Source organism: Promicromonospora sp. NPDC050249, from assembly GCF_040656015.1.
Taxonomy (GTDB): Bacteria; Actinomycetota; Actinomycetes; order Actinomycetales; family Cellulomonadaceae; genus Promicromonospora.
On sequence record NZ_JBFAKY010000065.1, the window covers coordinates 1 to 12,133 of the forward strand.

General features: G+C 70.7%; 8 protein-coding genes. 5 read left to right on the forward strand and 3 right to left on the reverse strand.

Translation table 11 applies throughout. The features are described 5' to 3' along the window. Positions 1-116: 116 nt before the first annotated feature. Positions 117-1,220 (forward strand): beta-eliminating lyase-related protein, encoded by a 1,104-nt coding sequence (locus AB0I32_RS26690; protein WP_357511650.1) that lies wholly within the window; start codon positions 117-119, stop codon positions 1,218-1,220. Positions 1,221-1,279: 59 nt separating this feature from the next. Then, the gene (locus tag AB0I32_RS26695) at positions 1,280-2,542 is read left to right on the forward strand and encodes a glycoside hydrolase family 3 N-terminal domain-containing protein (protein ID WP_357511652.1); all 1,263 of its coding nucleotides are present in this window, start codon (positions 1,280-1,282) and stop codon (positions 2,540-2,542) included. 94 nt (positions 2,543-2,636) lie between these two features. On the opposite strand, the gene AB0I32_RS26700 is transcribed toward AB0I32_RS26695, so the two are convergent. Together AB0I32_RS26700 and AB0I32_RS26705 are read right to left on the reverse strand one after the other, a co-directional pair. Next, positions 2,637-4,970, reverse strand: coding sequence for a S9 family peptidase (locus AB0I32_RS26700; protein ID WP_357511654.1), 2,334 nt, complete (start codon positions 4,968-4,970; stop codon positions 2,637-2,639). Between the two features lie 90 nt (positions 4,971-5,060). Beyond that, entirely contained in the window at positions 5,061-6,359 is a 1,299-nt protein-coding gene (locus AB0I32_RS26705) for an endonuclease/exonuclease/phosphatase family protein (protein WP_357511656.1), read from the reverse strand. A 226-nt stretch (positions 6,360-6,585) separates the two neighbouring features. Between AB0I32_RS26705 and AB0I32_RS26710 the strand changes: the two genes are divergently transcribed. After that, complete coding sequence (locus AB0I32_RS26710; protein WP_357511658.1) at positions 6,586-7,125, forward strand: septum formation family protein; 540 nt, start codon at positions 6,586-6,588, stop codon at positions 7,123-7,125. On the opposite strand, the gene AB0I32_RS26715 is transcribed toward AB0I32_RS26710, so the two are convergent. Further along, positions 7,106-8,353 (reverse strand): MFS transporter, encoded by a 1,248-nt coding sequence (locus tag AB0I32_RS26715; RefSeq protein ID WP_357511660.1) that lies wholly within the window; start codon positions 8,351-8,353, stop codon positions 7,106-7,108. The two genes, AB0I32_RS26710 and AB0I32_RS26715, sit on opposite strands and share 20 nt — an antisense overlap. Before the next feature lie 256 nt (positions 8,354-8,609). Here AB0I32_RS26715 and AB0I32_RS26720 point away from each other — a divergent pair, with 256 nt between their 5' ends. Both AB0I32_RS26720 and AB0I32_RS26725 read left to right on the forward strand, forming a co-directional pair. Beyond that, the gene (locus tag AB0I32_RS26720) at positions 8,610-10,916 is read left to right on the forward strand and encodes an immune inhibitor A domain-containing protein (RefSeq protein ID WP_357511662.1); all 2,307 of its coding nucleotides are present in this window, start codon (positions 8,610-8,612) and stop codon (positions 10,914-10,916) included. A gap of 114 nt (positions 10,917-11,030) precedes the next feature. Further along, on the forward strand, positions 11,031-12,011 hold the full coding sequence (locus tag AB0I32_RS26725; RefSeq protein ID WP_357511664.1) for a Gfo/Idh/MocA family oxidoreductase: 981 nt from the start codon (positions 11,031-11,033) through the stop codon (positions 12,009-12,011). Positions 12,012-12,133: the final 122 nt, after the last annotated feature.

Genomic DNA, 12,133 nt, shown 5'->3' on the forward strand with positions numbered 1-12,133 from the left:
ACAGAACGTGTTGTAGCCGTGCTCCAGCAGCATCTCCGGCAGCATCCCGTTCTCGAACGGCATCCTCCCGTCGAGACCAGGCACGTTCTGTCTCCGGGCGGGAGGAGAATGGCCGGGTGCAGCAGTTCGCCTCTGACAACTACGCCCCCGTCCACCCCGAGGTCATGGCCGCGATCGTCGCGGCGAACGACGGTGCCGCCGTGTCCTACGGCGACGATGCCGTGTCCGCCCGGCTCCAGGAGCGGGCGGCCGAGGTGTTCGGTGAGCGCGCCCGCATCTTCCCCGTGCTGAACGGCACCGGCGCGAACGTCATCAGCCTCATGGCGGCCGCCCCACGCTGGGGCGCCGTGATCGCGAGCGACGTCGCGCACGTCCACACGGACGAGAACGGCGCCCCGGAGCGCGTCGGCAGCCTCAAGATCTTGGCCGTGCCGAGCGTGGCGGGCCGCATCGGGCCCGACGCAGTGGACCGCTACGCCGGCGACATCGGCAACGTCCACCGCGCCCAGCCCGCGGTCCTGAGCCTCACGCAGGTCACCGAGCTCGGCACCGTCTACTCGCCTCACGACCTGAAGCTCCTCGCCGACACCGCCCACGCGGCAGGCCTGCGGGTGCACGTCGACGGGTCCCGCCTCGCGAACGCCGCGGCGACGCTCGGCGTCGGGCTGCGGGAGATCACCACCGACGTCGGCGTCGACGTCCTGTCCTTCGGGGCCGCGAAGAACGGCGGCATGCTGGGCGAGGCGGTGGTGGTGCTGTCCGACGGCGGCGACGCGGCCGGCGCTCAGGCGGACCTGGGTGAGGCCGTCCCGTACCTGCGCAAGGCCACGATGCAGCTCGCGTCGAAGACGCGGTTCGTGTCGGCGCAGCTCCTTGCGCTGCTCGGCCAGCCGGGCACGCCGTCGTCGGGCACAGGGGAGGGCGCGCCGCTGTGGCTGCGAAACGCCGCGCACTCGAACGGGATGGCCGCGCGTCTGCGTGCGGGTATCGAGGCGGCAGGGCTGACCGAGACGGTCCGCATCACCTGCCCCACCGACGCGAACGTCGTGTTCGCGACACTGCCCCGGACGGCGGCCGACCGGCTGCGCGCCCACGCGCGGTTCTACGACTGGGCGCCGGGCGAGGCGCCGGACCGCGTGGAGGTCCGCTGGATGTGCTCGTGGGACACCACGGAGGCGGACGTCGACGGGTTTGTGCGGGCGCTCGAAAGCGCAGTCTGAGCGGACCGGTCCGGGCCGTCAGTGCACGCGCCGCCCCCGATGGGGTGAGACTGAGGGCCATGACCCGTTTTCGCCCGCGCGCCGTCATCGTCGCCGCGGTTCTCACCCTGGCGGTCCTGACCGCCGGCTGCTCCGGCCTGACGGGGGAGCCACATCCGACGTCGCTCCCCGGACCCGCTCAGACGGAGGCGCAGCCGAGCCCGGCGCCGAGCGGTGCGTCGCCGGGGGAGCCGACGTTCAGTGCCACGCCGACGCCTCTGCCGACGCCGACCGCGCGACCCACGCTGGAGCCGACACCGGGCGAGCCCGACCTGTCGCTGGTGGACGGCTGGACCCTGGAGGAGAAGGTCGGCCAGATCGTCATGGTGGGTCTGCCGGTCGCCGGCCCGTTCCAGCCGACGTTCGACATGCTCCGAGACGGCCAGATCGGCGGCGTGTTCCTGCACGGCCGCACCAAGGCGGGCCGGCAGCCGGTGAAGAACCTGGTGGACGCCGCCGTCGAGGCGGCGGGCCGGGAACGGGAGCCCCTCTTCGTGGCCACCGACCAGGAAGGTGGCGCCGTGCAGGTGCTACGCGGTCCAGGTTTCAGTGACATCCCGAGCGCGCTCGACCAGGCCGCTCTCGCGGCGACCGAGCTGCGGAAGCAGTCCGAGGTCTGGGGCGACGAGCTCGCCGCCGTGGGCGTGAACCTCAACCTGGCACCCGTGCTGGACCTGGTGCCGCAGGCCGCAGCGGCGTCGAACGCGCCCATCGGTTTCTTCGGGCGGAACTACGGATACACCGCGGAGTCCGTCATCACGCACGGAAACGCGTTCGCGCAGGGCCAGCGCGACGCGGGCGTCCAGACGTCGATCAAGCACTTCCCCGGGCTGGGCCGGGTCGCGGGCAACACCGACGACACGGCGGGCGTGACCGACACGGTCACCGGCCCGGACGACCCGTCGGTCGCCGTGTTCGACGCGGGGATCGAGGCGGGATCCGGGCTGGTCATGATGTCGTCGGCGGTCTACTCACGGATCGATCCCGACGCCCCGGCTGTGTTCAGCCCCACCGTGGTGGGCCTGGTGCGCGAGCTCGGGTTCGACGGCGTCATCGTCTCCGACGACCTGTCGGCGGCGGTGCAGGTCGCGAGCGTGCCGGCGGGCGAGCGTGCGGTCCGCGCGGTGGACGCCGGGGTGGACCTGGTGCTCGCCTCGGCACGGCCGTCGGTCGCCCCGGCGATGGTGGACGCGCTGATCAAGAGGGCGCGGACCGACCCGGACTTCGCCGCGAAGGTGGACGCGGCGGCGGCCCGGGTCGTCGCGGCCAAGGCGAACCTCTGAGTGACCCGACGGCGAGGTAGAGCGCCTGTCCGAGTCTCCCTGGTGTCGTCATGGAGAGTCGGACAGGCGCTCTACCTCGGCAGTCCTGCTTCGGTCAGTGGTCCGCCAGGTTCAGGACGTCCAGGACCCACGCGTGCTCGAACGCGATCTGCTCCCACGCCGAGTAGCGCCCCGAGACGCCGCCGTGCCCCGCCGACATCTCGATCTTCAGCATCGCCGGCGCGCCGGCCGCCTGCAGCCGGGCCACCCACTTCGCCGGCTCCACGTACAGCACGCGGGTGTCGTTGAAGCTGGTGGTGGCGAGGATCCGAGGGTAGTGCGAGGCGTCGTCGGCCACGTTCTCGTAGGGCGTGTACGAGCGCATGTACGCGTACACCTCGGGATCGTGCAGGGGGTCGCCCCACTCGTCCCACTCGGTGACGGTCAGGGGGAGTGTCGGGTCGAGCATCGACGTCAGCGCGTCCACGAACGGCACACCGGCCAGCACTCCCGCGAACAGCTCGGGCGCCAGGTTGGTGGCGGCCCCGACGAGCAGCCCGCCCGCGCTGCCGCCGTCGGCCACCATGCGGTCGGACGCCGTCCAGCCGGTGTCGGCGAGATGCCGGCCACAGGCCACGAAGTCGGTGAACGTGTTGCGCTTGGCCCTCAGCTTGCCGTCGTCGTACCAGGCGCGGCCCATCTCGCCGCCGCCGCGCACGTGGGCGATCGCGAAGACGATGCCGCGGTCGAGCAGGCTCAGGCGCGGAACCGAGAAGTACGGGTCGATCGAGGACTCGTACGCGCCGTACCCGTACAGGAGGAGGGGTGCGGGCTCGGCGGGCGCGTCCGCCCCGGTGGTCGAGAACCGCACCTTGTCCTTGCGCCAGACGAGGGAGATCGGGATGCGGGTCCCGTCCTCGGCCGTCGCCCACTCGCGCCGCTGGTCGTAGTCGCCGGGGTCGTAGCCGCCGAGCACCGGCTGCTGCTTGAGCAGGACGCGCTCGCCGGAGGCGACGTCGTACAGGTAGAGCGACGAGGGCGTGACGAAGGAGGTGTAGCCGACCTTGAGGTTGGGCTGCTCCCACACACCGACGCCCGCACCGACCGACTCCAGCGGCTGACCGAAGGAGATCTCCTGGAAGCTCCAGGTGGCCTGGGGCGTCGCGAGCCGGGGGGCCTCGACAGGCTCGGCCTGCGAGGCGCCGACGGGCTCGACCAGCGACAGGACCGCCGAGCGGGAGATCGCCCCGCGGCGGTAGTAGAGCACCAGGTACCGCTCGCTCGCGCTCACGCCCTCCAGCCGCACGTCCGGGTCGTGTGCCACGGCGACGGTCGCCACCTCCGGCGTCACCGTGTCGCCGGGCGCGGGAACCGGTGAGCTGACCAGCTCGAAGTTCAGCGCGTCCTTGTTGTGCAGGATCAGGAGGACGTCGCGGGTCTCGCCGGGCTCGGCCGGCGAGGGGGGCGCGTCCGGCGAGGGCGGGTCCACGAGCGAGGGCGGCTCGGACAGCGAAGAGGGCTCGACCATCGAGGCGGGCAGCACCGCGTGCTCCACCGTGTACTCCACGCCCTCGCGGCGCGGCCACACGACGCGGAAGTCGCCGGTCGGGTTGTCGGACTCCAGCAGCCACGACTCGCTCGTCACCTTGGAGCCGAGCTCGATCTGGAGATACTTCTTCGACCGGGAGAGCCCTACACCCACCCAGTAGCGCTCGTCCGGCTCCTCGAACACGAGCACGTCGTCGGACGCCGGTGTGCCGAGCCGGTGCCGCCACACCCGCCACGGCCGCCAGGCGTCGTCGACGGTGAGGTAGAAGATGTGCTCGCCGTCGGGCGCGAACATGGCGCCAGGAGCGGTGTCCCGCACCTCGTCCGGGAGGTCCTCGCCGGTCGCCAGGTCGCGGACACGCAGCGTGTAGCGCTCGTCGCCCGCGGTGTCGGTGGCGTGGAGCAGCCGGGCGCCGTCGTCGGAGACGTCGAGCGAACCGAGCGCGAAGAAGTCGTGGCCCTCGGCCTGGACGTTCTGGTCCAGCAGCAGCTGCTCGCCGGGGACCGGCTCGCCGGGCTCGAGCACGCGGGGCGTCCAGTCGTCCGGCCCCGCGGCGCGGTAGCGCGCGTGGATCGGGTACTGCTGGCCCTCGACGGTGCGGGCGTAGTACCACCAGTCGCCGTCGCGTGACGGGACGGAGAGGTCGGTCTCGAGGGTGCGGCCCTTGATCTCGTCGAACAGGGTCTGCCGCAGCGGCGCGAGGTGCTCCTGCTGGGCGAGCGTCCAGGCGTTCTGCGCCTCCAGCTGTGCGACGACGTCCGGGTCGTCCTTGTGGCGCAGCCACTCGTAGTCGTCGATGAAGGTGTCGCCGTGGAAGGTGCGCTCGATCGGGCGGCGCGCCGTCAGGGGGGACTCTGCGGTAGAGGGGGCGGTCTCTGAAGGAGTCAGGGCGTCAGGCACCGCGCAAGCGTATCCGCGCGCACTGCGTTGAGTGCGGGATATTCGCCGTCCGGACAGGCCAGGAAGGGCGAACATCCCGCACTCAAGAGGTCAGAGCTTCAGGTCGGTCCAGGTGAGGCGGTGGTCGCTGCTCGGGAACGGGTAGACACCGGTCAGGCGCGACAGCGGGTCGGCGGCTACCGGCCAGAAGACGCCGGCGTCCCGGACCTGCAGGTCACGCGAGGGCAGCACGTAGTCCACGCGCAGGTTGCCGGGCGCCGTGTCGGCGAAGTCGGCGGTGTCGAACGCCGGGTCGCCCCGGTGCGCGAGGTTCGCGCCGGCCTGCAGGGCGGAGGCCTCGGGCCCGCCCGCCGACGTCGCCCGCGGGTCCGTGATCCGCGGGTGGCGCAGCAGCTGGTCGATCGCAGAGTCCACGGAGTCGCCGTCGACGGGGTCTGCGTTGTAGTCGCCGACGATCACGAACGACGAGCCGGGACGCAGCCCGCCACGCCGGCCCTCGTCGTCGTACTGGTACCAGGAGCGCCAGCCGCCGCGCACGTAGTCGGCCCAGAACCGGATCTCGTCGTGGTTGCGCAGCCCGTTGCGGTCCTCGGCACCGTCGAACGACGGCGGGGTCGGGTGCGCGGCCAGCACGTGCACCGTCTCGCGGCCGACCCGCACCGGGACGTCCCAGTGAGACTTGCTCGAGAGCGGCAGCACCGCGAGCTCCTCGGCCGAGTACCAGTCGGCCGGGGCGGCGGTGGCAGGGTCGTCCGGCAGGAGCGCGCCCGGCATGTCCTGCCACTTGAAGTCCTGGAACGTACGCACGCGGTCGTGCTGGATGGGGTACTTCGAGAGCACGACCATGCCGTACTGGCCCGGGAACAGGCCGAAGCCGAGCGCGTCGTCGCCCCCGCCGACGGCCCCGTTGTTGTTCAGGTCGAACCCGCTCGGGATCCCCGTGTTCGACGGCGCCACGAAGGCGTACGGGTACTCGACCGGCTTGCCGGTGCCCTGCGGCACCTCGAGGTAGTTCTCGCGGAACAGGTCCGCGGCGGCGTACGGGTCGGCGTCGCCCGAGTAGTCGAACTCGTTGAGCAGCACGACGTCGGGGTCCGCGTGCTGGATGACCTCTGCGACCGTCGCCGCCTGGGCGTCGTCGCCGGTGGACAGGTCGGCGACGAGCTCACCCTCCGTCGCCCGGTTGAGCGACAGGTTGTAGGTGGCGGCGCGCAGGGTCCGGTGGCCGGCGCCGGGGTGGCCGGCGCCGGCCCGGTCCGTTCCTGCCGTGGGCGTACCCACGGTGGCCGTGCCGGCCGACGCTGTGCCCGCCGAGGCGAGAAACGCTCCGGCCAGCAGTGCCGCTGCGGCGGCGGCGCTGGTCAGGCGCACGGGGGTACTGGCTCGCATGACTGCTCCTTCTTCGGGTGCGGTGCTCCGCGGTGTCACGGTTGTCGTGCATGGGGTGCTGTGCGGGTGGTCCGCGTCAGCCACCGTAGGGCCGAGTCGGTTCGACCGGGTGAACTGCGTATGAACAGCCCTGCACAGGGGGTTCATAACGGTAGTTTTCCGGGGCGGCCATTGTGGCCGCGCGGCGACGGCGCTCGCCGTCGCGCAGTTTCTTGAGGAAGAGTCGATGAACCGAGCTTTCCGCTTCGCCGCCGCCACCGCCGCCGTGACCGTGTCCCTCACGATGCTCACGGGCTGCGGAGCGATCCTGGACGGGATCACGTCGGGCGGTGACGCCCCGCGCGACGAGCCCGGCGGCGAGATCACCGCCTCCGCGGAGGCGGACGCCTTCGAGATCCTGAAGGGCGACTGCATAGACCTGCTGGCGCTCGACGGCTACGGCGACTCCCCCGAGGGTGACGAGTTCGAGGTCGAGTCGGTGCCGGTGGTGCCCTGCGCCGAGCCGCACACCGGTGAGGTCTACGCCGAGCTGGTCATGGAGGGCAACGAGTTCCCGGGCGCCGAGGCCATGGCGAAGAAGTTCGACGAGTGGTGCTACGCCGAGTTCGAGAAGTTCGTCGGCCTGTCCTACGACGAGTCGGTGTACGGGTACACGGGCTTCTACCCCACCCAGGAGACCTGGGACCAGCTCGACGACCGCACCCTGCAGTGCATCGTCAGCTCCGAGGAGCCGGTCACGGACAGCCTCAAGGGTGTAGCGGAGTAGGGCGCGGCGGAGCGGGGCGCGGCGCAGCAGCGCGTCGCGCCGTCAGCCGCAGGTCCGTCGCGACCACCGCCAGTGCGGCCAGCACGAACACCGCCCCTACCAGCGGCACCGTGCTGACTCCGACGGTGGCGACCACCAGCGCCCCGAGCGCCGCCCCGCCGCCGATCCCGAGGTTGAACACGGAGCTCGAGATCGCGGTCGCCGACTCGGTGGCGCCCGGGGCGACCTGCATGGCCAGGAACGACAGGGCGGGCGGGAGGGCGCTGAACGCGAGACCGAACAGGGCAAGCCCGGCCAGGGCGAGCGCCGGGACGTGCCCGAGGCCCCACAGGAGCACCAGCGACCCGGTCAGCAGGCCGAGCGCGACGAGCATCGTCTGCCACGGCCGCTTGTCGAGCACCTGGCCGGTCAGCAGCGTCCCCGCCATGCCCGCGACGCCTTGGCCCAGCAGCAGCACGCTCAGGTACCGGTCGGGGAAGCCCGCCGTCTCCAGCACGAACTGGGTGACGAACGTGATCATCATGAACCCGCCGGTCACCAGCAGCACCGTGACCACCATGAGCACCACGAAGCGGCGCGTGCTGGGGTGCGTGCCGCGGGCGGTGCCGCTCTCCTCGGCGTCGACGTTCGGCATGGCGATGACCATCGCGAGGCACGCGAGGAGGCTCACCACGGAGAACATCAGGAAGGCGGTGCGCCAGCTCGTCTGCTGCCCCACCCAGGTGCCGAGCGGCACGCCGAGCAGCGGTGCGAGCGAGTTGCCGATGGCGAGCCGCGCGATCATCTTGCCGCGGACGGCGGGTGCGAACAGGCTCGCCGCCGCCGGCGTCACCACCGACCAGAACAGCGCCTGACCGAGTGCCGTGACCATGCGAGCGGCCATCAGGTCGGCGTAGCCGAGGGCCACCGCCGACCACAGCGTCCCGACCGTGCACACCGCGGTGGTCGCCGCGAGCACGTAGCGGCGCGGGAACCGGCGGGTGAGACGTGAGAGCGGCAGCGACGCGAGGACGACGACGGCGGCGTAGGCGCTGACCAGCAGCCCGATCTCGGACGTACTGCGGCCCAGGTCCGGGGCGATGAGGGTGAGCAGGCCGCCCGGCAGGTTCTCCGCGGTGACGAAGGTGAAGGCACTCGTGGAGAGCGCGAAGAGGGCGATGACCGCCCGGCGCTGGTCCACGGGTGGTGCGGCGAAGCGCGCCGCGGCGTCAGGCCTGCTCGAGGTCATGCTGTACTCCGGCTGCTCGGTGGGCGTGGGTGCACCCGGACGACGAACGAGCCCGGCGGACGGCGACCAACCTACGCGGCGTCGGACCGATTCGATGTACCAATATCAGTCGTGGATCGTGAGCCATTCGTGTGTCCTAGGCAACATTGTCGTAATATTTCCCTGGTTTCCTCCTCCAGGGACAAAGGTGTCCCGCAGGTCCGGCGACCCGAATCACCTCCTCGTCCCGGACGCCGCAACTCTTCACGGAGGAAATATGAACCAACGCATCTGTGCCGTCGGCGCGGGAGCTGCCCTGCTGCTCTCCGCAGCCCTCGTTCCGATCACCGCCTCGGCAGCACCCTCCGCCGAGGAGGTGCCGCCGCAGGCGGCGCCCGCGAAGGAGGACAACCGTCCTGACCCGCTCGCGGAGAAGCAGACCGAGAAGCGGCAGCGCGCGGTCGACATGGTCGCCACCGGTGAGGCCAAGGTCGAGGTCCGCGGCAAGGGCGACCGCGCGTCGAAGGTCGTGGAGATCTCGCCGCGCGAGTACGTGGAGTACGGCGTCGAGGAGACGGCGCAGCTCTTCAGCATCCTCGTCGAGTTCGGTGACCAGGCCGACGAGCGGTACCCGGACGCCCCGGCAGGCCCCGTGCACAACGAGATCCCGGAGCCGGTACGGAGCGACAACTCCACCTACTGGGAGCCCGACTTCTCCAGCGAGCACTTCAAGGAGATGTTCTTCACCGGCCTGGAGGACCAGGGCGGCGAGTCGTTCGCGGGCATCTACGACGAGATGTCGTCCGGCCGGTTCGACCTGCAGGGCGACGTGTCCGACTGGGTCACCGTGCCGCACAGCACCGCGTCCTACGGCACCACCGAGTCCGGTGAGGACATGACGCGGTTCATCCAGGACACCGCTGACGCGTGGTACGAGCAGCAGGTCGCGGCGGGCAAGACCGCCGAGGAGATCGACGCCTACCTCAAGTCGTTCGACGTCTGGGACCGCTACGACCTGGACGGCGACGGCATCACGTCGGAGCCGGACGGCTACATCGACCACTTCCAGGCGATCCACGCCGGTGAGGGCGAGGAGGCCGGCGCACCAGAGTCGGCGATCTGGTCCCACCGCTGGTCGGTGAACCAGGGCGGTGTGGGCACGGACGGTCCCGCCGACTACGCGAAGGTCGGCGGCATCAAGATCGGTGACTCCGACCTCTGGATCCGCGACTACACCACGGAGCCGGAGAACGGCGGCCTCGGCGTGTTCGCGCACGAGTTCGGCCACGACCTCGGCCTGCCGGACTACTACGACACCGACGGCGGCGAGAACGGCACCGGCTTCTGGAACCTCATGAGCTCCGGTTCGTGGATGAGCCATGGCGACGGCACCATCGGCACGACGCCGAACCACATGGGCGCGACCGAGAAGCTGTTCCTGGGCTGGCTCGACTACGAGGTGGTGGAGCCGGGTGACACCGAGCGGGTCAAGCTCGGCCCGTCGTACCACGCCACGACGCGTGAGCAGGCGGCGATAGTGAACCTGCCGGACGGCGTCGCGACGGAGGACCTGGGAGTCGCGCCGGTCGACGGCCAGTTCGTCTACTCCGGCAAGGCCGACGACCTGAACAACACGATCGCGTCGCCGTCGTTCACCGTGCCGGCGGGCGGCTCGCTGACCGCAAAGGTCCAGTACGCCATCGAGGCGGACTTCGACTACGCGTTCGCCGAGGTCTCAACGGACGGCGGAGCCTCGTGGGCGTCCGTGCCGACCAACCTCTCCACGGACGAGGACCCGAACGGCACCAACCCGGGCAACGGCATCACCGGCAGCTCGGACGGCGCCTGGGTCGACCTGACGGCCGACCTCGCAAAGTACGCCGGCCAGACGGCGTCGGTCCGGTTCCGCTACTCGACCGACGGCGGGACCACCGAGACGGGCTTCATGGTGGACACCGTCGCAGTGGGCACCGCGCTGAGCGAGGACTTCGAGGACTCGTCGGACTGGACCGTCGACGGCTTCCAGACGGTCGGTGCCGACGGCACCTACGAGGTCGAGTTCTCCCACTACTACGTCGCCGAGAACCGCGTGTACGGCGGGTACGACGCGACGCTGAAGGAAGGCCCGTACAACTTCGGCTGGACCTTCAGCAACAGCAACCGGGTGGAGCACTACCCCTACCAGGACGGCCTGCTGATCTGGTACGTGAACAGCCGGTACAGCGACAACAACGTGTCGCAGCACCCGGGCCACGGCCAGGCGCTCCCGGTCGACGCGCGTCCTCAGGTGCTGAAGTGGTCGGACGGCACGATCGCCCGCCCCCGGATCCAGTCCTTCGACGCCACGTTCGGCCTGCAGCGGACCGACAAGCTCTCGCTGCACCGCGAGGTGTCGGAGACCGAGCTGACCCGTCTGGTCAAGGACAAGCAGGTTCCGGTGTGGACGTTCGACGACACGAACCCCGAGGCGTACTGGAAGAAGAGCAACCCGGGTAACTCGGTGATCGTCGGTGGCACCGGCACCACCATCAAGGTCCTCACGCAGGACACCAAGAGGGGCCACATGACCATCCAGGTCAACTGATCACCGGATCGCCGAAGTAGAGCGCCTGTCCGCGAACCGCGGGGCTCAAGCCTCGTAGTTCGCGGACAGGCGCTCTACTTCGGCGAACTCCGGGTGGGCACTACGCTCGAACGCATGACACACCTGCGATGGGGCATCCTGGCGGCCGGCGGGATCGCCGCGGCCTTCACATCTGACCTGAACGACAACGGCTTCACCGTGCAGGCGGTGGGGTCCCGGTCCTTGGAGAAGGCGCGCGCCTTCGCCGACCGCTTCGGCATCCCGACGGCGCACGGCTCGTACGAGAACCTGGTGAACGACCCCGAGGTCGACATCGTCTACATCGCCACGCCGCACCCGATGCACGCCGAGGCCGCGAAGCTCGCGCTGGAGGCCGGCAAGCACGTGCTGGTCGAGAAGCCGTTCACGGTCAACGCCGCCGAGGCGCGCGAGATCACGGAGCTCGCCGAGGAGAAGGGTCTCGTCGCGCTCGAGGCCATGTGGACCCGGTTCCTGCCGCACATGGCGCGCGTGCGCGAGGTCATCGCCTCGGGCGTGCTCGGCGAGGTCCGCACCCTGATGGTGGACCACACCCAGGACCTGCCGGACGACCCGGCGCACCGCATCAACGACCTGGCGCTCGGTGGCGGTTCGCTGCTCGACCTGGGTATCTATCCCGTCTCGTTCGCCTGGGACCTGTTCGGTGAGCCGCTCACCGTGCAGTCGCACGCGACGTTCAAGGAGACGGGTGCGGACGCGACCATCGCCACGATCTTCGGCTACGACGGCGCTCGGGTCGCCACCACCGTCTCGGCGTCGGACACCAAGGGTCCCAACCGGGCCTCGATCCTGGGCACCGAGGGGCGCATCGAGATCGACGCCGTCTGGTACAGCGGAACAACGGTCCACGTGTACGACGCCGAGGGCACCGAGATCGAGACGTTCACCGCCGAGATCACCGGCCGCGGCATGCAGTTCCAGGCCGCCGAGGCCGAGCGCCTGGTCGCGGCCGGCGAGCTCGACAGCCCGCTCCTTCCGCGCGCGGAGACGGTAGCCATCATGGCCACGCTGGACACGATCCGTGAGCAGGTCGGCCTGAAGTACCCGGGCGAGTAGTTCCCTCCGCGGGTCCGGCCCAGCGCTGGTCGAGCTACGTCGTTGGTCGAGCTTGTCGAGACCAAGGTCTCGACAAGAAACAACCCCGGGGGGTGGTGTGCCCGGGGGGTGAACCCCCCCGG